14 protein-coding genes are annotated in these 23,001 nt (G+C 64.5%); 4 read left to right on the plus strand and 10 right to left on the minus strand.

The features are described 5' to 3' along the window. The 4 genes from G542_RS0102285 to acnA form a co-directional block, all read right to left on the minus strand. Complete coding sequence (locus G542_RS0102285) at nt 1-1,674, minus strand: PAS domain-containing protein (protein WP_012697628.1); 1,674 nt, start codon at nt 1,672-1,674, stop codon at nt 1-3. Nucleotides 1,675-1,904: 230 nt separating this feature from the next. Further along, on the minus strand, nt 1,905-2,849 hold the full coding sequence (locus G542_RS15665) for a DMT family transporter (protein ID WP_012697625.1): 945 nt from the start codon (nt 2,847-2,849) through the stop codon (nt 1,905-1,907). Between the two features lie 135 nt (nt 2,850-2,984). Next, entirely contained in the window at nt 2,985-4,028 is a 1,044-nt protein-coding gene (gene ltaE / locus G542_RS0102295) for a low-specificity L-threonine aldolase (protein ID WP_012697624.1), read from the minus strand. A gap of 72 nt (nt 4,029-4,100) precedes the next feature. After that, entirely contained in the window at nt 4,101-6,791 is a 2,691-nt protein-coding gene (gene acnA / locus G542_RS0102300; RefSeq protein WP_012697623.1) for an aconitate hydratase AcnA, read from the minus strand. Between the two features lie 246 nt (nt 6,792-7,037). Here acnA and acnB point away from each other — a divergent pair, with 246 nt between their 5' ends. Continuing rightward, complete coding sequence (acnB, locus tag G542_RS0102305) at nt 7,038-9,614, plus strand: bifunctional aconitate hydratase 2/2-methylisocitrate dehydratase (protein ID WP_012697621.1); 2,577 nt, start codon at nt 7,038-7,040, stop codon at nt 9,612-9,614. Nucleotides 9,615-9,907: 293 nt separating this feature from the next. On the opposite strand, the gene G542_RS0102310 is transcribed toward acnB, so the two are convergent. Beyond that, nucleotides 9,908-10,576 (minus strand): pseudouridine synthase, encoded by a 669-nt coding sequence (locus G542_RS0102310; protein ID WP_027823275.1) that lies wholly within the window; start codon nt 10,574-10,576, stop codon nt 9,908-9,910. 187 nt (nt 10,577-10,763) lie between these two features. Here G542_RS0102310 and typA point away from each other — a divergent pair, with 187 nt between their 5' ends. Next, the gene (gene typA, locus G542_RS0102315; RefSeq protein ID WP_012697619.1) at nt 10,764-12,581 is read left to right on the plus strand and encodes a translational GTPase TypA; all 1,818 of its coding nucleotides are present in this window, start codon (nt 10,764-10,766) and stop codon (nt 12,579-12,581) included. Between the two features lie 82 nt (nt 12,582-12,663). Here the strand turns inward: typA and G542_RS0102320 are convergent, their stop codons facing one another. From G542_RS0102320 to glnE, 5 genes are all read right to left on the minus strand, one after another. Next, entirely contained in the window at nt 12,664-13,266 is a 603-nt protein-coding gene (locus G542_RS0102320; RefSeq protein ID WP_012697618.1) for a TetR/AcrR family transcriptional regulator, read from the minus strand. Beyond that, nucleotides 13,263-14,237, minus strand: coding sequence for a lipopolysaccharide heptosyltransferase II (gene waaF / locus G542_RS15670; protein ID WP_373276914.1), 975 nt, complete (start codon nt 14,235-14,237; stop codon nt 13,263-13,265). Before waaF ends, G542_RS0102320 begins: the two co-directional genes overlap by 4 nt. Nucleotides 14,238-14,340: 103 nt before the next feature. Then, complete coding sequence (locus G542_RS0102330) at nt 14,341-14,547, minus strand: zinc-finger domain-containing protein (protein WP_012697616.1); 207 nt, start codon at nt 14,545-14,547, stop codon at nt 14,341-14,343. 16 nt (nt 14,548-14,563) lie between these two features. Next, entirely contained in the window at nt 14,564-15,487 is a 924-nt protein-coding gene (locus G542_RS0102335; RefSeq protein ID WP_012697615.1) for a branched-chain amino acid transaminase, read from the minus strand. Between the two features lie 147 nt (nt 15,488-15,634). Next, nucleotides 15,635-18,331 (minus strand): bifunctional [glutamate--ammonia ligase]-adenylyl-L-tyrosine phosphorylase/[glutamate--ammonia-ligase] adenylyltransferase, encoded by a 2,697-nt coding sequence (gene glnE, locus G542_RS0102340; protein ID WP_081433693.1) that lies wholly within the window; start codon nt 18,329-18,331, stop codon nt 15,635-15,637. Nucleotides 18,332-18,373: 42 nt separating this feature from the next. Here glnE and G542_RS0102345 point away from each other — a divergent pair, with 42 nt between their 5' ends. Further along, on the plus strand, nt 18,374-22,174 hold the full coding sequence (locus G542_RS0102345; protein ID WP_027823276.1) for a YhdP family protein: 3,801 nt from the start codon (nt 18,374-18,376) through the stop codon (nt 22,172-22,174). Continuing rightward, nucleotides 22,171-22,983 carry a carbon-nitrogen hydrolase family protein gene (locus G542_RS0102350; protein WP_027823277.1) on the plus strand — a complete coding sequence of 271 codons (813 nt, stop codon included), beginning with the start codon at nt 22,171-22,173 and terminating at the stop codon, nt 22,981-22,983. The genes G542_RS0102345 and G542_RS0102350 overlap by 4 nt, the downstream gene beginning before the upstream one ends. Nucleotides 22,984-23,001 lie beyond the last annotated feature (18 nt).

Below are 23,001 nucleotides of genomic sequence, written 5' to 3' on the forward strand. Positions count from 1 at the left end.
CTAGACGTCCAGACTGGCCGGCTGCGTCAGCAGCGGGCGGTGGTGCCACTGGGCGTCGGTCAGCTCAAAGCGTGACACCAGCCGGCGCAGCTCCCGTGACGTGTGCTCCAGCAGTTCCGATGCCCGCCAGGCATTCTGCACGGCCGTCCGGCTGGTGGCGATCTGGCCGGCGATGTCGCGTACCTGGGCTTCGGCTTCGGCGGCATGCTGCTGTGCCTGCTCAAGGGTCGGGTGCAGGTTGTCTGCTGCCAGGGGGGCAGTATTGCGCGCATGCAGCAGTCCGCTGGACATGACGGAGATTTCGTCGGCAATCTGGAGCAGGACAGTACCGGTCCGGCCGACGTGGTCATGTTGTTGCTCGGCATGTTCGACCACTTGCCAGAGCAGGTCCTTGAGGCGCAGGCACTGGGTATCCATGTGGCGGGAAAGCTGGCTGATTTCATCCAGCATGACCCGCAGGTGCAGCTGCATGGTGGTGCTGGCACGGTTCAGGCGACCGGTTTCGCCAGCGCCCTCAAGGCAGATGTCACCCGCCAGATGACCCTGGGCAATGCGGTCAAGGCGGCCGATGGCATCGTTGAGCGGGTCGATGATGTGGGTCAGGTACAGGCGGCCGACGCGTACCACGGCCAGGATGCACATGCCAATACCGAGGATGGCCAGAAGCTGGATCAGGTGGTTGCGCTGGCTGGCCGTACGGTTTTCCTCGAGTGCGGAGGCACCCAGCCGGTTTTCCAGGACTTCCAGTTCGCGTTCGGCCTGTTCGGCCAGCGGGAGCAGCTTGTTGCTGAGCAGGAACTGCAACTGGCTGGCTGACTGGTTGGCCAGTGCTTCGCTGACCGGCAGCAACCCTTCTCGTTGCAGGCTGGTGAGGGTTTTTTGCAGGTCCTGCAGGCGTTCACGGGTGGTTGTGTCCTGTAGCCGGTCGGACAGCAGTTGCAGGTCGGCCTGCATGGACTGGCCGCTCTGGGCAAATGCCGTCTGGCGCCGCTCGGCCTGCGAGAGCGGTTCTTCGTAGGACAGGTCATGGCGCAAGCCTTGCAGGTTGCGCTGGATGTCGGCCAGCGTCCGGCCAAGCCGCGCACTGACCTGTAGCGGTTCGACATACTGGCGGGTCAGGATGTCTCCGGTCCGGTTGGCCAGCAGCAGGCCGCCAATGCCCAGGATACCGCCCGCCAGCATGGCTGCCGTGACGAATCGCGTACCCAGTTCGATGCCGCGGCGGATGCCGATGCGGTGGGCCATGCGCTGTTGCCAGCCGGTGGCCGGGGTGTCTTCTCCGTTCATGAGGCGCCGGGCAGCGGCAATCGCGTCCGGACTGGCTGCCTGCCGTACCGACATGTAGCCGATGGTGCAGTCGTGCTGGCGCACCGGCACCACGCAGGTGTCGACCCAGTAGAACGCTCCGTCCTTGCTGCGGTTTTTCAGCGTACCGCGCCAGGGCTCGCCCTTGTGCAGGGTGTACCACATGTCGGAAAACAGCATGGGGGGCGTGTCAGGGTGCCGCACGATGTTGTGCGGCTGGTTCAGGAGTTCTTCGCGGGTAAAGCCGCTGACCGATACGAAGGCATCATTGGCATAGATGATGACCCCCTTGAGGTTGGTGCGCGAAACCAGCACGAGGCCGGGCGGGACGACGGTTTCACGGTCAAGTACGGGCAGGTTGTGCTTCATGCCGTGGGTGCTCCTCCGGCCGGACACCGCGTCTGTCGCCTTGCCCGGATGCAGCCGGATGCACACAAGAAACGGACGGGACGGACATTCGCCGGAGCAATGCAAAGCATGGTCAGTACCTGAAAATGGTCAGGCCGTCATTTCGCCATAAAAAAACATCGTCATAAAGCGATTGCCAATTGATTTTTTACGGTTTGCCGGTTTTTGTGATAGGTGCCGGCAGAAACAGGTCAGGTACTGTGCAGGTGCGGCAAACAACGGGCGGCAAATCGTGCCGCCTGACGGCTGGAGGCCAGCCAGAGTCCGCCCAGGATCAGGACCATGCCGGCCATGTGGTAGGGCAGAAAGGCTTCGCCAAGAAAAACGGCTGATTCCAGTGCTGCCAGCCCCGGCATCAGGTTCATGAAGGCACCCGCCCTGGCACCCCCCAGCTCGCTGACCGCCCGGTTGTAGAACGCATAGGCCAGCAGCGACAGGCAGATGCCGACATACATCACCGCCGTCCAGCCACCCGGCCCCAGGGTAGGCAGGCCTTCCAGCCACAGGCTGCCGATCGCGACCGGCAGCAGCATCACCACCGAAATCGCCATCAGCGCCACCATCAGCACCATGGGATGCAGCCGTCCGCGCAGACGGCGCAGCAGCAGGGTATAGGCCGCCCAGGCCATGCCGCTGATGATGACGAAAATGTCACCACGGTTGAAATCCAGCGCCAGCAGGCTGGCCAGCTGCCCTTGCGTCACGATGACCAGCGAACCGGCGATCGACAGCGCCAGGCCCGCCAGCTGCACCGGCATCAGCCGCGTGCCGCTCAGGCAGACGGCCAGCATGATCCACGCCGGTGTCAGGCTGAGGAGTGCGGCGGCATTGGTGGCGGTGGTATCGGAAAGGCCGACATACAGGAACACGGTGTTGGCCACGAATCCGCTGAAAGCCAGCCACAGCAACGGGCGACGGTTGGCATACAGGCGCGGCCAGGCAGCCCGCACGGCCGGCCACAACAGCGGCAGCGCCACCGCCAGGGCAATCACCCAGCGCAGCCATGACAGCAGCCACGGCGAAATGGCGTCACCCATGGCCCGCACGATCACCACATTGCTGGACCAGAAGCCGATGGAGGCAACCAGCATCAGGACGGCACGGGTGGCCGGGCGCAAGGAAGGAAGGGCGGGCATGATGAGGCTGGCAGCAGGAGGAAGATGGCGGACGCGATTGTAGCGCGCTCGCTATTTTTCAGAGATAACAGACTGTATTTTTGCAAAAAAACAGTCTGTTATGCTGTATTTTGTTTTTATTTAAGATTTTTAATCTTAGATTTTTTGATTTTTCAATACAAAATCTTTTATCGCTGAAACGACCTGTTCGCAGGCGGCCCGGTCGACCTGCCAGTGCGTCACCAGCCGCATCCAGCCTTCTTCCGGCGGATTGGCCTTGATGCCGGCCTGTCGGAGCGCCTCCATCAGGGCTGCCGTATCCACCGGCCCGGTGAAGCGGAACCACACCATGTTGATCTGCACGCTGTCCCGGTCCAGCTCGATGCCCGGCAGGGCTTGCAACTGGCCGGCCAGCCATTGCGCATTGGCGTGGTCTTCGGCCAGACGCTCGCGCATGACCGTCAGGGCCAGGAGGCCCGGTGCCGCCAGTACGCCGGCCTGGCGCATGCCGCCGCCCATCAGCTTGCGCAGCCGCCGGGCCCTGGCGACAAAAGCGGCCGGTCCGGCCAGGATCGATCCGACCGGAGCGGCCAGCCCCTTGGACAGGCAGCACATCACGGTATCGACGTGACGGGTGATCTCGCGCACGTCGCAACCCAGTGTCGTGGCAGCATTGAAAATGCGGGCGCCGTCCAGATGTACCGGCACCTGCCAGCGGCGGGCAACGGCGGCGGTGTCGGCCATGATGTCGAGCGGGATGACACGGCCGTTGGAATGGGCGTTTTCCAGGCAGATCAGCCCGGTGCGCGGCCAGTGGATGTCTTCGCCCTTGCGGATGCGGGCCTCGATCTCGCCGGGCGGCAACACGCCGCGGTCACTGGCGATGGTGCGCAGCTGCACGCTGGCCAGCACGGCAGCGCCGCCGGTTTCGTGCCAGACGATATGGCAGTCGTCGCCCAGGATGACTTCATCGCCGCGCTGGCAATGCGTCATCAGCGCCAGCTGGTTGCCGAAGTTGCCGGTCGGCACGAACAGGGCGGCTTCCTTGCCGAGGATGCCGGCGGCCAGGGTTTCCAGCTCCTGCACGGTCGGATCGTCACCGTAGACGTCATCGCCGACCTCGGCATGGAACATCGCCTCGCGCATGGCAGGGGTCGGTTGGGTAACGGTATCGCTGCGGACGTCGATCCAGCGGGTCATGACAGGGCTCCAGTACAGGCAAAAAACGTCTGCCAGTATGCCAGAGCCCCGTGGTTGCGGACGCCTTCTGCCTTATCCGGCCAGCAGCTGCCGCAGGACGAACGGCAGGATGCCGCCGTGGCGGTAGTAATCCGCCTCGATCGGCGTGTCGATGCGTGAAAGCACCGGCCGCCTGAGCACGCTGCCGTCGGCGCGGCCGATCACCAGCGTCAGCTGCGCCTGCGGTACCAGCACGTCGCCTTCGACGGCATAGGTTTCCGTGCCGTCCAGCCCGAGGGTTTCGATGCTGTCGCCGGCGGCAAACTGCAAGGGCAGCACGCCCATGCCGACCAGATTGCTGCGGTGGATGCGCTCGAAGCTTCGGGCGATGACCGCCCGCACGCCCAGGAGATAGGTGCCCTTGGCTGCCCAGTCGCGGCTGGAGCCGGTGCCGTATTCCTCGCCGGCCAGCACCACCGTCGGGATGCCTCGGGCCTGGTACTGCATGGCAGCGTCAAACACGGTGGCCTGCCGGCCGTCCAGCAGGGTGAAGCCGCCCTCGGTGCGGCTGCCGTCGGCTCTGGGCGGCAGCATCAGGTTCTTGATGCGCACGTTGGCAAACGTGCCGCGCATCATTACTTCGTGATTGCCGCGGCGGCTGCCGTAGCTGTTGAAATCCGGCCGGGCCACGCCGTGTTCCAGCAGGTAGAGTCCGGCCGGAGTGGCCTCGCCAAACGCGCCGGCCGGGCTGATGTGGTCGGTGGTGACCGAATCTCCCAGCAGCAGCAGCGCGCGCGCACCGGTGACGGCCTGCAAGGGCGGCGGCTGGTCGGTGAAGTCCGAAAAGAACGGCGGCTCGGCAATATAGGTGGAAGGCGGCCAGTCATAGGTCTCGCCGGCCGGGCTGGTGATGCTGTTCCACAGGTCATGGTCGCGGGTGAAGTCCGCGTACTTTTCACGGAACACGGCCGGGTCCATGGCGAGCGGCAGCAGGCGGGCGATTTCGTCCGAGCCCGGCCAGATGTCGCGCAGGTAAACCGGCAGGCCGTCGGCACCGAGGCCCAGAGGTTCTTGGGTCAGGTCGATGTTGACGCGTCCGGCGATGGCAAAGGCCACCACCAGCGGCGGGCTGGCGAGATAGTTGGCACGCAGGTTGGGGTGGATGCGTGCCTCGAAGTTGCGGTTGCCGGACAGCACGGCCGCACAGACGAGGTTGCGGCTGGTGATGGTGTCGTTGATTTCCGGTGCCAGGTCGCCCGAGTTGCCGATGCAGGTGGTGCAGCCGAATGCCGCCACGTTGAAGCCCAGTGTATTCAGCGCATCCATCAGGCCGGCGGCTTTCAGGTATTCCGGCACCACGCGCGAGCCGGGGCCGAAACTGGTCTTGACGCGCGGGTGGACCGTCAGCCCCTTGGCGACGGCTTTTTGCGCCAGCAGCCCGGCCGCCAGCAGCACGCTGGGGTTGGAAGTGTTGGTGCAACTGGTGATGGCGGCAATCAGCACGTCGCCGTGGCCGATATCTTCGGCTTCACCCGCTACGACGTGACGCTCGCCCAGTTCCGCCTCCGGGCGGCCAAAGCCGCCTTCGGCCGGCGGGGCTGACAGCAGGTGCTCGAAGCGCTCGCGCATGTCCGGCAGGGCGATCCGGTCCTGCGGCCGTTTGGGGCCGGCCAGCGAGGCCACGACGCTTGAAAGGTCGAGCAACAGCGTGCGCGAATAATCGATTGCGCCTGCCTGAGGGACGCCAAACAGCTGCTGGGCGCGGAAATAGGCTTCAAACAGGGCCACTTCGTCCGGGGTACGGCCGGTGCCGGCCAGATAGGCCACCGTTTTGTCGTCCACCGGGAAGAAACCCATGGTGGCGCCGTACTCCGGTGCCATGTTGGCGATGGTGGCGCGATCGGTCACGCTCAGGCTGGCGGTGCCGCTACCGAAGAATTCGACAAAACAGCCGACGACTTTTTCGCGGCGCAGCATTTCAGTCAGGGTCAGCACCAGGTCGGTGGCGGTGATGCCTTCGTTCAGCTGGCCGGTCAGTTCAACGCCGACCACGTCCGGTGTCAGGAAATAAACCGGCTGGCCCAGCATGGCCGCTTCGGCTTCGATGCCGCCCACGCCCCAGCCCACTACGCCGACACCGTTGATCATGGTGGTATGGCTGTCGGTACCGACCAGCGTGTCCGGATATGCCATGCCGTCGCGCTGGTGCACGCCGCGAAACAGATATTCAAGGTTGACCTGGTGGACGATCCCCACGCCCGGCGGTACCACCTTGAAGGTGTCGAATGCCTGCATGCCCCATTTCATGAACTGGTAGCGCTCGCGGTTGCGCCTGAATTCCAGCTCCATGTTGTGGTGCAAGGCGTCCGGGCTGCCGTAGGCATCAATGGTGACCGAGTGGTCCACGACCAGGTCGACCGGTACCAGCGGCTCGATGCGTTCCGGGTCGATGCCGCGGGCGGCGGCCGTGCTGCGCATGGCGGCGAGGTCGCACAGGAGCGGTACGCCGGTGAAATCCTGCAACACCACACGCGCCACCGTGAACGGGATTTCTTCCGTACGCGGTGCCGTGGCCTGCCAGTTGGCCAGTGCCCTGACGTGTGCAGACGTGATCTTGTCGCCGTCGCAGTTGCGGTAGACCGATTCCAGTACCAGCCGGATCGAGACCGGCAGGCGGGACACCGGGCCGATGCCGGCAGCCTCCAGTGCCGGCAGGCTGGCCATGTGCAGGGATGAATCTGCCGCATTCAGCGGAACAAACGGTGGCAGGTCGGGAAGGGACATGATCGGACTCCGGCAATGACACAGGATTCGACAGGCTTACCCTAGGCAACATGGGGCAGATTGGCAGGCGGCGCAAGGACGTATTGCTGCTTGACCGATATACCAAGCAGTTGCTTGGTTCGCTTCACAGGGGCAAGTGCTGACGATAGAATGCGTTTGTCTTGCGGTGCCGCAAGCAGTACGCGGCGCGTGTGCCGTCCGGGGGTTTGCCCCGCGCCCATTAGAAAGAGAAGAGAGGATAGAGTCGTGCTTGAAGCATATCGTCAGCATGTCGCAGAACGTGCAGCCCTGGGGATTCCGCCGCTGCCGCTCAACAAGAACCAGGTCGCCGACCTGGTCGAGCTGTTGAAAAACCCGCCGGCCGGGGAAGAAGCTTTCCTCGTCGACCTCATTACCCACCGCGTGCCACCGGGCGTGGATGATGCAGCCAAGGTCAAGGCCTCGTTCCTTGCCGCCGTGGCCGAAGGCACGGTCAAAAGCCCGCTGGTCTCGCGCGCCAAGGCGACCGAGCTTCTGGGCACCATGCTGGGCGGCTACAACATCCAGCCGCTGATCGACCTGCTGGACGACGCCGAAGTGGCCCAGGTGGCTGCCAACGGCCTCAAGAAAACCCTCCTGATGTTCAATGCCTTCCACGACGTGAAGGTCAAGATGGACCAGGGCAATGCCTTCGCCCGTGAAGTGGTGCAATCGTGGGCCGATGCCGAATGGTTCACCTCGCGTCCCGAAGTGCAGGAAAAGATCACCGTCACCGTTTTCAAGGTGCCGGGCGAAACCAATACTGACGACCTGTCGCCGGCACCGGATGCCACCACCCGCCCGGACATCCCGATGCACTATCTGGCGATGCTGAAGAACACTCGTCCGGATGCGGCCTTCAAGCCGGAACAGGACGGCGTGCGCGGCCCGATCCAGTTCATCGAAGACCTGAAGAAAAAAGGCCATCTGGTTGCCTACGTCGGCGACGTGGTCGGCACCGGCTCCAGCCGCAAGTCCGCCACCAACTCGGTGGTGTGGGCGACCGGCCAGGACATTCCGTTCGTGCCGAACAAGCGCTTTGGCGGCGTGACGCTGGGCGGCAAGATCGCACCGATCTTCTTCAATACCCAGGAAGACTCCGGCTCGCTGCCGATCGAAGTCGACGTGTCCCGGATGGAGATGGGCGACGTGATCGACATCTATCCGTACGCCGGCAAGATCGAAAAGAACGGTGAAAAGATCGCCGGCTTTGCCCTCAAGAGCGATGTGCTGCTGGACGAAGTGCGTGCCGGTGGCCGTATCAACCTGATCATCGGCCGCGGCCTGACCGCCAAGGCCCGCGAAGCACTGGGCCTGCCGGCCTCCACCACTTTCCGCCTGCCCAAGGCCCCGGTCGACAGCGGCAAGGGCTTCTCGCTGGCCCAGAAGATGGTCGGCCGTGCCTGCGGCCTGCCGGAAGGCCAGGGCGTGCGTCCGGGCACCTATTGCGAACCGAAGATGACCACCGTCGGCTCGCAGGACACCACCGGCCCGATGACCCGCGACGAGCTGAAGGATCTGGCCTGTCTGGGCTTCTCGGCCGACCTCGTCATGCAGTCGTTCTGCCACACTGCCGCTTATCCGAAGCCGGTCGACGTGCGCATGCACAAGGAACTGCCGGCCTTCATCAGCACCCGTGGCGGCGTTGCCCTGCGTCCGGGCGACGGCGTGATCCACAGCTGGCTCAACCGCCTGCTGCTGCCGGATACCGTCGGCACCGGCGGCGACAGCCACACCCGTTTCCCGATCGGCATTTCCTTCCCGGCGGGCTCCGGTCTGGTGGCCTTTGCCGCTGCAACCGGCGCCATGCCGCTCGACATGCCGGAATCGGTACTGGTGCGCTTCAAGGGCCAGATGCAGCCGGGCGTCACCCTGCGTGACCTGGTCGGCGCGATCCCGCTGTACGCGATCAAGCAGGGCCTGCTGACCGTGGCCAAGGCCGGCAAGAAGAACATCTTCTCCGGTCGCATCCTCGAAATCGAAGGCTTGCCGGACCTGAAGGTCGAGCAGGCATTCGAGCTTTCCGATGCCGCTGCCGAGCGTTCGGCTGCCGCCTGCGCCATTGCGCTGGACAAGGCTCCGATCGTCGAGTACCTGAAGTCGAACATCACCCTGATGAAGTGGATGATTTCCGAAGGCTATCAGGATGCCAGGACGCTGGAACGCCGCATTGCTGCCATGGAAGAGTGGATCGCCAAGGGCGAGCTCCTGAAGCGCGACGACGATGCCGAGTACGCTGCCGTGATCGAAATCGATCTGGCCGACATCAAGGAGCCGATCGTGGCCTGCCCGAACGACCCGGACGACGTGAAGTTCATGTCCGAAGTGGCCGGCACCAAAATCGACGAAGTGTTCATTGGCTCGTGCATGACCAACATCGGTCACTTCCGTGCCGCTTCCAAGCTCCTGGAAGGCAAGCAGGACATTCCGGTGCGCCTGTGGATGGCTCCGCCGACCAAGATGGACGCCAAGCAGCTGACCGAAGAAGGCCACTATGGCGTGCTCGGCCGTGCCGGTGCCCGCATGGAAATGCCGGGCTGCTCGCTGTGCATGGGCAACCAGGCACAGGTGCGTGAAGGTGCGACCGTGATGTCGACTTCGACCCGCAACTTCCCGAACCGTCTGGGCAAGAACACCAACGTGTTCCTCGGCTCGGCCGAACTGGCCGCCATCTGCTCGAAGCTCGGCAAGATCCCGACGGTCGAGGAGTATCAGGCCAACATCGGCATCATCAACGAGAAGGGTGCCGAAGTTTACAAGTACCTGAACTTTGACCAGATCAAGGACTACAGCGAAGTCGCCTGAATCCTGACTGGCAGGAACGGTCGCCCGGGCGCGAGCCCTTGCGGGGTAGCCGGCCAGGCCGTGCTGCTCCGGCAGGCGCCGCGGTGGTTTGACTGCACCGGGTGAAACAGCAACCCCGGATCTTCTGGCGTGAAGATCCGGGGTTTTTCTTTTGGTGAATGGCTGTTGCCAAGCCATGCGGCAGCCAGACCGGGCTTGTTCATCCTTGGTGAGGCCCGGGCTGGCGGGTGTGTTGCCGGCTTGTGTCAGGAAGGCTGGAAAACGAGATGGCAGGCAGGAGCCAGACCGGCAGTTCAGAACGGGGCCGGGCAGTACCACCGGCACGGCTCACCGTTATCCGGATGAGGAAGTGCCAGATGTTCCGCATGCAACAGCAGACGGGGAGCTGCGGACTGGCTGGACGGCGTGCCGTACAGCGGATCGCCGAGGATGGGGTGGCCGATGGCATCCAGATGCACGCGCAGCTGGTGCGTGCGGCCGGTGACCGGCTCCAGTTGCAGGCGGCTGCATGGCAAGGGGTCCGTCAGGCTGGCCAGCACCAGATACCGCGTCAGTGAAGGCTTGCCGGTTTCGGCGTCGATCTTCTGCCGCGGGCGGTTGGGCCAGTCGGTGATCAGGGGCAGGTTGATGTCGCCCCGGTTTGCTGGCGGGCAGCCGGCCACCACAGCCACATAACGCTTGTCGACCTGGCGCTCGGCAAAGGCGCGCATCAGGTTTTTCTGGTGCAGCAGTCCGCGGGCAAACACCACGAGTCCGGAGGTGGCCATGTCCAGCCGGTGGACGATTTCCGCATCGGGAAAATCTGCGCGTACGCGGGTCAGCAGGCAGTCCTGCTTGTCAGGGCCGCGTCCCGGTACAGTCAGCAGCCCGGCCGGCTTGTCGACAACCAGCAAGGCTGCATCCTGATGCAGGTAATGCAGTGGTGCCGGAGCAGGCGGCAGGTAGGGCAGGCTGGTGGGCATGGAGGACGGGACGGGGGAAAAGGACCGGCACCTTGCCACGCACCGGAACGGCTTTCAAGCGAGGGCGTGCAGGTCATGAAGCCAGAGGTCCTGTCCAAGGCCATTAAAAACAGTCGGTTATGCCGGCATGGCAAAACTCGTGCTAGAATCCGCGCCTTCCAGTAGCGTTCCGAAAAGCGTTCTTTCAATGTCCCGCAATCTCCGCAACATCGCCATTATTGCCCACGTCGACCACGGTAAGACCACGCTGGTTGACAAGCTCCTGCACCAGGCCGGCACTTTCCGTGACAACCAGCACATCGCCGAGCGGGTGATGGACTCGAATGATCTTGAACGCGAGCGTGGCATTACCATTCTCGCCAAGAACACCGCCGTCAACTACAACGGCACCCACATCAATATCGTTGACACCCCGGGACACGCCGACTTCGGCGGTGAAGTCGAGCGCGTGCTCGGCATGGTCGATGGCGTCGTGCTGCTGGTTGACGCCCAGGAAGGCCCGATGCCGCAGACGCGCTTCGTGACCAAAAAAGCGCTGGCGCTCGGTCTCAAGCCGATCGTGGTCATCAACAAGATCGACCGCCCAGGTGCCCGCCCGGACTGGGTGGTGGACCAGACTTTCGACCTCTTCGACAAGCTCGGTGCCACCGATGAACAGCTGGACTTCCCGGTGGTGTATGCCTCGGGCCTGAACGGCTTTGCCAAGATGGAACTGGACGAAGAGTCGGATGACATGCGTCCGCTGTTCGAAACCATCGTCCGGCACGTCGAGCCGCCCAAGGGCAGCCCGGACGAGCCGCTGCAACTGCAGATTTCGGCGCTGGACTACTCGACCTACACCGGCCGCATCGGCGTGGGCCGCGTGGCCCGTGGCCGCATCCGTCCGGGCCAGCAGGTTGTGGTCATGGCCGGTGTCGACGGTCAGCCCAAGGCAGCCAAGGTCAACCAGGTGCTGGGTTTCCAGGGCTTGGAGCGCGTGCAGGTTGAAGAAGCCGAAGCCGGCGACATCATCCTGATCAACGGTATCGAAGACATCGGCATCGGCGTCACCATCTGTGAACGCGACAATCCCGAAGCCCTGCCGATGCTGTCGGTGGACGAGCCGACCCTGACCATGAACTTCCAGGTCAATAACTCGCCGCTCGCCGGCACCGAAGGCAAGTTCGTCACCAGCCGCCAGCTGCGCGACCGCCTGCAGAAAGAGCTGCTGACCAACGTGGCCCTGCGTGTGGAAGATACCGGTGACGCCGACGTGTTCCTGGTGTCGGGCCGTGGCGAACTGCACCTGACCATCCTGCTGGAAAACATGCGTCGTGAAGGCTACGAGCTGTCCGTCTCGAAGCCGCGCGTGGTGATCAAGGAGATTGATGGCGAAAAGTGCGAGCCGTACGAAATGCTGACCGTGGATGTCGAGGATGACAACCAGGGCGCCGTGATGGAAGAACTCGGCCGCCGCCGCGGCGAGCTTCAGGACATGGTGAGTGACGGCAAGGGCCGCACCCGTCTGGAATACCGCATTCCGGCCCGCGGCCTGATCGGCTTCCAGGGCGAGTTCCTGACCATGACCCGCGGTACCGGCATCATGGCGCACGTGTTCGACGAATACGCGCCGATGAAGCCGGACATGCCGGGCCGCCGCAACGGCGTGCTGATCAGCCAGGAAAACGGCGATGCCGTGGCCTACGCCCTGTGGAACCTCGAAGACCGTGGCCGCATGTTCGTCAGCCCGGGCGAGAAGCTCTATGAAGGCATGATCATCGGCATCCACAGCCGCGAGAACGATCTGGTGGTCAACCCGATCAAGGGCAAGAAGCTGACCAACGTGCGTGCTTCCGGTACTGACGAAGCCGTGCGCCTGACGCCGCCGATCCGCCTGACCCTCGAATACGCCGTCGAATTCATCGACGACGACGAACTGGTGGAAATCACTCCGCAGTCGATCCGTGTCCGCAAGCGTCACCTGAACGAACACGATCGCAAGAAGGCCCTGCGCGGCCTGCTGTGATGATGGCCGGGCTGGTGGTGCACACCGGCCCCGGATGCAAAAACCCCCTGAACAATCAGGGGGTTTTTTGTTGCCGGTCTGCTCAGGGCAGTTGGTCGCCGACGGGGGGAGACAGGAAAAACGTCAGGGTTTCCTCGGCCAGTTCAGTGACCGACAAACCGCCGTCGCTCTTGAACCACTGCACGCTCCATTGCAGGGCACCCAGCAGCATCAGGCGCAGCAGGTGCGGATCCCGCGCCCTGACTGCTCTCTGGGCCACGGCTTCTTCCAGCACCTGTTGCCACAACGATTCGTAGCGGTCACGCAGCACGATCAGGCCGGGCTTGTAGGTGTCCGATACGCTGCGCCACTCGTAGAGCATCACCTCCAGTGCGGCCTGGTTGTCGCCCAGCAGCGAGTGCAGGTGGACATGCACCAGCGCCCGGACCCGGTCGGCCGGTGTGCGGGCGGCAGCCAGCGCGCTGGCCAGCTGCTCGGTGGTGTCGGTGATGCCGAGCGCCATGACGGCGACCAGAATCTCTTCCTTGGTCCGGAAATGGTAAAACAGGCTGCCGGATTGCAGGCCGACCGCATTGCCGATGTCGCGCACGGTCGTACGCTCGTACCCGTGGTCGCGAAACAGGCGGGCGGCAACGCGGACCAGTTCGGCCTTGCGGCTGTTATCTTCAGTGACGGGCAGGTTCATGCGGGTTGTCGAGCAATTGCTTGGTTGAGAGCGTCCCATACCATACCCGATTCGAGCTTGTTGAGACAGTCCATGTGCCCCAGTGGGCAGATGCGCTCAAAGCACGGGCTGCATTCCAGACTCAGGGAGACAATCACCGCCCGGTCGGTGAGCGGCGGGGTGAATTCCGGGCTGGAGCTGCCATAGAGGGCCACCAGCGGCAGTCCCAGCGCCGCAGCCACATGCATCAGCCCCGAGTCATTGCAGACAGCGGCCTCTGCCAGTGACAGCAGGTCAATGGCCTGATCCAGCCTGGTGCGGCCGCAGAGGTTGATGACACCGGCCGGGGCCTGGTCCTTGATGGCCTGGGCGATCTCCTGGTCCTTGGCCGAACCGAACAGCCATACCTGCTTGCCTGCCACCAGGCAGCGCTCGGCCAGCGCGGCAAAATGCTGTGCCGGCCAGCGCTTGGCCGGACCGTATTCGGCTCCCGGACAGAAAGCAATGACGGGGCGGGAGGTGTCCAGTCCCAGCGCCTGCACGGCCGCTTTCCGGGTAGCCGGGTCGATGCTCAGGCTCGGGTACGGAATCGGCCGCCGGGGCAGTACGCCCGGTTCTTCGGCTAGGGAGACGAAACGGCCGACCATGTCGGGCAGGGCGTTTTCATCCAGTTTGCGCAGGTCATTCAGCAGTCCGTAGCGCATCTCGCCGACAAAGCCGGTGCGGATTCCGGCGCCGGTGGCAAACGGCGTAAGGGCAGACTTGAGCGAATTCTGGAGCACGATGACCTGGTCGAACTGCTCGCGGGCCAGCTCGCGCCCGAGGCGCAGGCGCTTGACCAGTTCCAGTGCGCCGTGGCCGAAAGGATTGAGGTGGGTGCGGGCCACTTCGGGCATGCGGGCGAGTACCGGCAATGTCCAGCCCGGCGCCAGGACATGCAGTTCGAGCCGGGGGTGCCGTTCGTGCAGACGGCGGTACAGGGGCTGCGCCATGACGGCGTCGCCGACCCAGGCAGGGGCAGAAACCAGTATTTTCATAAGCAAAAAAGGTGCGGTTGATGCCGCACCCCGGTAATCAGGAACAACAGGCTAATCGTCAATGATGGCCGGTCGGCAGCGGTCCGACAAGCTTGTATTCGGTTCCGCAGTACGGACACTTGGCATGGCCGTGCTGCTTGATGATCGGCAGGTAGACGCGCGGGTGGGCATTCCACTTGCTCATCGAGGGCATCGGACACTGCAAGGGCAGGTCGGTGGCGGTGATTTCGATGAAGTTGGCGCGGAGGTCTTTGTGTTCGGTCATGTTCGGGCAGTCCTTGTCATTTGACCCAGGTGAGCCAGTCGCGGTGGGTGCTGTCTTCGCCCTTGACGATGGCAAAGTAGCGGGACTGGATTTCGGCAGTGATCGGGCCGCGGCTGCCGGCGCCGATCTGGCGGCCGTCGAGTTCGCGGATCGGGGTGACTTCGGCGGCGGTGCCGGTAAAGAAGGCTTCGTCGGCGCTGTAGACTTCGTCGCGGGTAATGCGCTTTTCCACCAGTTCCAGGCCCATGTCGGCGAGGATGGTGCAGACGGTGTCGCGGGTGATGCCTTCCAGTGCCGAGGTCAGGTCCGGCGTATAGACCTTGCCGCGGCGGATGATGAAGATGTTTTCGCCCGATCCTTCGGCGACAAAACCGTCCACGTCCAGCAACAGGGCTTCGTCGTAGCCGTCACGGGTGGCTTCGGCATTGGCGAGGATCGAGTTCATGTAGTTGCCGTTGGCCTTGGCCTTGCACATGGTGATGTTGACATGGTGGCGGCTGAACGAACTGGTCTTGACCCGGATGCCTTTCTGCATGCCGTCTTCACCCAGATAGGCACCCCACGGCCATGCTGCCACGATCACGTGCACGTCGTTGGCCGGCGGAGCCACGCCGAGCTTGCCGGAACCGTAAAACGCCATCGGGCGGAAATAGCACGACTTGAGCTGGTTGGCCTTGACGACCTCCAGGTGGGCCGCATTGATCTCGTCCTTGCTGAACGGCAAGCCGATTCCCAAGATATGGGCCGAGCGGAACAGGCGGTCAGTATGGTCCTGCAAGCGGAAGATGGCCGGACCCGATCCGGTTTCGTAGGCGCGCACGCCCTCGAACACGCCCATGCCGTAGTGCAGCGTATGGGTCAGCACATGGGTGGTGGCGTCACGCCACGGCACCAGCTTGCCGTCGTACCAGATAAATCCGTCTCGGTCAGCCATCGACATCTTGATGTTCTCCAGATTCTGAATCTTGTTGGGTGATCATGCGCAAGGATTATAACGCTGTCTTTTTTGGCCCGGGACGGCTGATTGCCACCCCGCCGGGGTTTTCCCCTGGCAAAGCCGGCGATTGCGATGCCGGCCTGCCACGGACTAGCCGAATACCGCCTGCCAGAGCGCCTGCACGTGTGCGTGATGCTGGCGCAGCGTGTCGTCCACGCTGACGCCGCGCTGGCCTTCCAGCCGCTCGGCATGCTGCAGCCGGCGGTAGTGACGGTAGGCATCCTGCGCCTGGCGGGCCATGTCGTGGCCGATCAGGTCGGCGTTGGCCGCCAGCCCCAGCAGGGCGATGTTGCCCAGATTGCCGGTCAGCTCCGGGTAGTAATGGGAATGGGCCAGCACCAGATACTGCACGATGAATTCGACATCCACGAGGCCGCCGCGGGCGTGCTTCAGGCTGGTTTCCTGTGCCGGATGCGTTTCCAGCATCCGTTCGCGCATGGCCAGCACCTCGTCGCGCAAGGTGGCAATGTCACGCGGCGTGGTCAGGACGTCAAAGCGGGTCTTCTCGAAGCGATCGCCGACCTCGCTGTCACCGGCACAGAAGCGCGCCCGGGTCAGCGCCTGGTGTTCCCACAGCCAGGCCTTGTTGGTCTGGTAGCCGGCAAAGGCTTCGACCGAACTGACCAGCAGGCCCGCCGCACCGTCCGGACGCAGGCGCAGGTCGATGTCGTAGAGCACGCCGGCCGGTGTGGCGGCCGTCAGCCAGGTGCTCAGCTTGCGGCCGAGGCGGGCATACAGCTCGCCGGCATCCGGGTCGGGATCGTCGTACAGGAAAATCAGGTCGAGGTCCGAGCCGTAGCCCAGTTCCTTGCCGCCGAGCTTGCCGTAGCCGATGACGGCAAAGCGCGGCACCTCGCGGTGCCGTTTGGCGATGTCGCGCCAGGCGTAGCGGACAGCGGCTTCCAGCACCACGTCGGCCAGCAGCGAGATCTGGTCGGACAGGGCTTCGAGCGGCCACATGCCGGCAATGTCCTGCGCCACCAGCCGGAACTGCTGCGCGTGCTGGAAGTGGCGTAGGGTGTCCATCAGGTTTTCCACGTCGCCGTCGGCATCGGCCAGCTGGCTGTCGAGCTGCTGGCGCAGGGCCGGCCAGTCAGGTTCGGCATACAGCACCCGTGCGTCCAGCAGCTCGTCCAGCAGGATCGGATGCCGGGTCAGGTAGTTGGATACCCACGGGCTGGACGAGCACAGCGAAGCCACCCGCCGCAGGGTTTGCGGGTATTCCGACAGCAGGGCGAGATAGCTCGAGCGGCGGCTGATGGCCTCCATTAGCCCGAGGATGCGCATCAGCGTTTCGTCCGGATTGCCATGCGACGCGGCCACTTCGATCAGGGCCGGAATCAGGCTGTCAAAGCGGTGGCGGTTTTTCGGCGGCAGTTGCTGGTAACGCTGCGAGTGGCGCACGGTGGCCAGCTGGCGGGCGGTTTCGTCCGCAGCGTGATAGCCGAGGCCGGCCAGCTTTCCGGCGGCCTCGGGGGTGTCGATGGTCTGCCACAGGCCGAGCAGCGGGTGTTCGGCATGGTCTTCGGTCGGCAGGAAAAACACCTGCTCGAAATGCCGGTGGACCGTGGCGCGGACCCGGTTGAGCCGGGCCAGGAAGCTGTTCCAGTCGGCAAAACCCATGCTGGCGGCAATGCGGGCCTGGAGCTCGGGCTTGTCCGGCAGGGTTTGCGTCTGCTGGTCGTCGAGGTACTGGATGCGGTGCTCAAGGTTGCGCAAAAAGGCATAGGCGGCCAGCAGCTCGTCCACGGCATCCTGTTCCAGCAGCTTGAGCTCGGCCAGCCGCCGGTAGGCTTCGCGGGTGGAGCGGACCTGCAAGGATTTTTCACGGCCGCCGCGGATCAGCTGGAATACCTGGGCGATGAATTCCGCTTCGCGGATGCCGCCCGGCCCGAGCTTGATGTTGTCGGCGAGGTCGCGGCGCGCCACTTCCTGCTGGATCTGCTGGTACAGGTCGCGCATGGCAGCATAGGCGTTGTAGTCGAGGTACTTGCGGTAGACAAAGGGCCGCGCCAGGTCGTAGACGCTTGCCGCGTCACCGGTCAGCACCCGCGCCTTGATCCAGGCGTAGCGTTCCCATTCGCGACCCTGCGTGATCAGGTAGCCTTCCAGCGCGTTGAGGTTCATGACCAGCGGCCCGGCATCGCCATACGGGCGCAGGCGCATGTCGACCCGGAACACAAAGCCGTCGGCGGTCGGTTCGTTGATGGCTGCGATCAGCTTTTTGCCCAGCAGGGTGAAGTATTCCTGGTTGCTGATGCTGCGCTCGCCATTGGTTTCGCCGGCTTCCGGGTAGACGAAAATCAGGTCGATGTCGCTGCTGACATTGAGTTCGTCACCACCGAGCTTGCCCATGCCGATGACGGTGAGTTCCTGGATGCTGCCGGTTTCCTCGCCGACCGGTTCGCCATAGCGGGCCAGCAGCGGCTTCAAAGCGCGCAGGGCAGCGTCTACGCTGAAGATGGCCAGGCCGGAGATGGTGGCCATGACTTCGTCAAGCGTGGCGCGACCGCTGAGGTCACGGGCAATCAGGCGGGCCAGGACGGCCTGCCGCAGCTTGCGCAGGGCGCGCTTGACGGCATCCTCGCTGTCCAGCGGGCAGGCGGCCAGCATGACCGCCATGTCCGCACGGGTAAACGGTCGTTCCAGTTCTGCGATCAGCCGGGCTTCGAGCGCCGGGTCTGCCGCCAGCGTGCGGCGCAGCCAGTCACTATGGGTGAGCGCGATGGACAGCGGGTTTTGTTGCATAATGTTCAACCTTGCTCTTCGGGCGATCGACTTGCCCATTTTATCCCTGCCACGCCCTTGAATGCTCCTCGTAAAACGCTGATGTCATTGCCGGTCGGCGCCACCCTCAAAAGACTGGCCCGCGCCTTGGCTGTGGCCGGGGGCATCCTTGCCGGCCTGCTGCTGCTGCTGTGGGCGTGGCTGGCCTGGTACCTGCTGCCCAATCTGGGTACTTACAAACCGCAGCTGGAGCAGGAACTGTCGGCGGCGCTGGGACATGCGGTGCATATCGGCTCGCTGACCGGCTCGCTGCAAGGGCCGGTGCTGACGCTGGCGCTGCACCAGGTCGAAATCGACAATCCGAATCCCGGCGGCTATCCGCTGCAACTGGCCGAACTGTCGGCCCGGCCTTCGTGGAAAAGCCTCATCAGCTGGTCGCCGCGCTTCACCTGCATCACCCTGACTGCGCCGGAGCTGTCGCTGCGCCGCGCCCGCGACGGCCACCTGTACCTGAACGGCATCGTGCTGGACGGCAGCCGCTCCAGCGACAGCCAGATGCTGGACTGGCTGCTGGAACAGGACGAAATCCGCATCGAACAGGCGCGCCTGCGCTGGCGTGACGAAGCCATGGGGCTTGCGGAACTGGACCTGACGCAGGGCAACCTGTCGCTGGTGCAAGGGCTGTTTGGCCACCGGCTGACCCTGACCGCCCATGCACCCGAAGGCTGGCTGGACGCCTTCCGTTTCCAGATGACCTGGCGTGGCGACCGGCTGGAAAACTGGCGTACCTGGCGCGGCAAGTTCGCGCTGGATGTCGGCGGGGCCAATCTGGCCGACTGGCGGCGTACCCTGGCGTGGCTGGCACACATGCCGGCCGGGCAGGGTGGTGCCCGTGTCGAAGCCTCGTTTGCGGATGGCCAGTTCACCAGCGGGCAGGCACGGTTCGACCTGAAAAACGTGGTGCTGCGGCCGGAGGCTGCCGGACCGCTGGTGGCCGTGCCCAACCTGTCGGGCGAGGTGGAACTCAAGCCGGGGGCTGACGGTGGCAGCGAGCTCCTGGCCCGCAACCTGGTGGCCCAGACCATCGACGGCAAACTGTTTGACCGGGCCGAATTCCGGGCCCGCTGGCGCGAAGGTGCCAAAGCCGGCGGCAGCCTGTCGTTATCCCGTGCCGATCTTGGCGCCTTGCGACCGCTCTTGCGCGTGCTGCCGCTGGGGGAAAACGCCGCATGGCGCGCGCTGGACCCGGACGGCTTTGTCGAGGAAGTGACGGCTGACTGGCAGGGCAGTCTGGCCGCACCTGGCCGTTATGCGGTCAAGGGACGCTTTTCCGGACTCGGCTGGCAGCCGGTCAAGCTGCTGCCCGGCATCAGCGGCATCAGCGGTGAACTGGATTTCAGCGAGCGGGGCGGCATGCTGCGCCTGTCGGACCCGGACGGGGCAACGCTGACCATGCCCAGCGTGTTTGCCCGGCCGATAGAGGTGCGCAAGCTGGACGCAGCCGTGCGCTGGACCCGCCAGCCCAAGGGTGTGGTGGATGTCGAGCTGGAACAGGTTGACCTGAAAAATGCCGACCTCGAAGCCCGTGTACAAGGCCGCTACCGCTGGGCGCCGGACGAGAGTGCGGCCGGCCTGATCGACCTGACTGCCAGCATTCCGAAAGTGGCGGCCACCGCCGTGCCGGCCTATCTGCCGCTGGTGGTCGGCGATGACACGCGGGCCTGGCTGGCCGGTGCGCTGAAGGCTGGACAGGCCGAAAACGCCCAGCTGAAGCTCAGCGGCAATCTGGACCGTTTTCCCTTTACCGACGGTGGCGGCGAGTTTCTGGTGACGGCGGCCACCCGCAACGTATCGCTGGAATATGGCGAAGGCTGGCCGTGGATCACGCATATTAACGGCCTTCTGGAGTTTCGCAATGCCGGCATGCTGGTCAAGGCGACCGATGCCCGCTCGATGAATGCCGCCATCGGCCCGACCACCGTAAGCATCGCCGATCTTGGTGCTGACCATCCGCACCTGCTGGTCGACGGTGGTGCCAAAGGCGCATCGGCCGACTTCGTGCGGTTCATGCAGCAAAGTCCGCTCAACACCATGCTGGACGGTTTTCCGCAAGGATTGAAGGCGCAGGGCAACGGCCAGCTGTCCCTCAGGCTTGATATTCCGCTGACCGATGTCAAAGCCATTGCCGTGGCCGGGCAATACGCCTTCCTCGACAACACGCTTGAGCTGGGGCACGGCATTCCGGCCCTGCAACAGGTCCGGGGGCGGCTGGCCTTCAGCGAGCGCGGCGTCAGTGCCCGCGGCATCGCTTTCCAGGCACTGGGTGGCTATGGCCGGCTGGATGCCGATACCCAGCCGTCCGGCCTGATGCGCTTTGTGGTCAACGGCCGGGCTGATGCCCGGGCCGCACTGGCGGAATACGTGCCGCCACTGGTGCCCAACGTTGGTGGCATGACACCGTTCCGGCTGGTCATTGACGTCAACAGGCAATTGAAATCACTGCAACTCGACAGCACGCTGCATGGCGTCACGTCCGACCTGCCGGTGCCGTTTGCCAAACGGGCCGATGCCAGCTGGCCGCTGCGGCTGACCATCAGTCCCAGCGGAACCCAGAGCCGGCTGACGCTGCGGCTGGGTCAGGAAGTCCGGGCACAGTTCTATCTCAAGGACAGTGGTGCGCTGGCCCGAGGTGCCGTCTGGGTGGCGCAGGGGCGTGGCAACCTGCCGCGCCAGGGGCTGGCGATCTACGTGGCCAGTCCGTCCATTGATGCAGCTCCGTGGCTGGCCCTGCTGGGCCGCGACGGCGGCGGTGCCATGCCTGACGTACCGCTGACACTGAACCTGCAGGCCGATCAGGTCAGCATTGACGGCCGTCTGCTGCATGCCGTGAAAGTGAACCTGGAGCCGCGCAGCAGCGGCTGGTCGGCACGGGTGGACGCCCGCGAACTGAACGGAACGGTCAGCCTGGGCGAACAGGGACGGGTGCAGATGCGGTTGGCAAGCCTGAGCCTGCCCCTGGCCCGGCAGGACGAAGGTGATGTGCCGGTTGCTGCCAACAGCAATGAATCACTGCCGTCGCTGGACGTGCAGATTGACCGGCTGACCTGGAAAGACCGCAGCATGGGCAAGCTGACACTGATGTCCACCCGGCAGAAAAACGAGTGGAAGCTGGACCGCTTCCAGTTGTCCAACGGCGACGGGCAGATCAACCTGCGGGGCGTGCAGCGTACGCAGGACGGCCAGATGCGCAGCCAGCTCAATGTACAGCTCGACAGCGCCAGCCTTGGCAAGTTGCTGGCCCGGATTGGCGAGGCCGACCTGGTGCGGGGCGGCAAGTTCCGCTCTACCGGCCAGCTGGAATGGCAGGGCGGCATGACCAGCATCCAGTGGCCCTCGCTCAGTGGCGAAATCACCCTGTCGGCAGAAAGCGGCCAGTTCACCAGGGCCGAGCCCGGAGTCGGTCGCCTGCTGGGGCTGACAACACTCCAGTCACTGGGGCGACGGCTGCGGTTTGACTTCAAGGACGTGTTTGGCGAAGGGTTTGCCTTTGACAGCATCAACGGCGCCATAGGGTTGGACAACGGCATGGCGACGCTGAATGACTTTGTGGTGCGCGGGCCGGCCGCCACCATCACCCTGACTGGCAAGGCCAACCTGGTCCGCGAAACGCAGAACCTGACTGCGCGTGTCTTGCCCAGCCTGTCGGAAGGCGTGGCGATCGCGGCCGGTGCGGCGACACTGAACCCGCTGGTCGGGGCCGCAGCCCTGGCGGCGCAGAAACTGTTGCAGGACCCGCTGGGCAAGCTTTTTGCCAGCGAATACCGCATTACCGGCACGTTTGCCAGTCCGAAAATCGACAGCGTCAGCCGGACTGCTCCGGCAGACCGGGAGAAAAACCGATGACGACACGGGTTGCCGTGGTGCAGATGGTGTCGGGCCACGTGGTGGCCGACAATCTGGAGCGTGCCCGCCTGCGCGTGCTTGAGGCCGCCCGCGGTGGCGCCGCGCTGGTGGTGCTGCCGGAATACTTTGCCCTGATGGGGCTGGCCGATACCGACAAGCTGGCCGTGGCCGAAGCGTTCGGCCACGGGCCGATGCAGGACGCCGTGGCACAGATGGCTCGCGAGGCCGGTGTCTGGCTGGTGGCCGGCACCCTGCCGCTGGCTGGCCAGAATCCCGGCCGGGTGCGCAACAGCTGCCTCGTGTTCAGTCCGGCCGGTGAATGCGTGGCACGCTACGACAAGATCCACCTCTTCGGCTTTTCCGGACTGGGCGAGCGTTATTGCGAATCCGACACCATCGAGCCGGGTGACTCGCCGGTTGCCGTTGACACGCCGCTCGGGCGGCTTGGCCTGTCGGTCTGTTACGATCTGCGCTTTCCCGAGCTTTACCGCCACCTTGGCGAGATGACGGCGCTGGTGTTGCCGGCGGCCTTTACCGCCGTGACCGGCGAGGCGCACTGGGAAGTGCTGCTGCGCGCCCGCGCCATCGAAAACCAGTGTTACGCCATTGCCGCCGCGCAGGGCGGTGTCCATTCTTCAGGCAGACGCACGCACGGACACAGCATGATCATCGACCCGTGGGGCCGGATCGTGGCCAAACTTCCCGAGGGCGAGGGCGTGCTGTGGGCCGACCTTGACCCGGCGCTGCTGGCCTCGGTGCGCAACCGCCTGCCGGCACTGCGGCACCGGGTGCTGCAATGCCGCGCTTGAACGACGAATTTTGAACGG

The sequence above is a fragment of the Laribacter hongkongensis DSM 14985 genome, assembly GCF_000423285.1.
Lineage (GTDB): Bacteria > Pseudomonadota > Gammaproteobacteria > Burkholderiales > Aquaspirillaceae > Laribacter > Laribacter hongkongensis.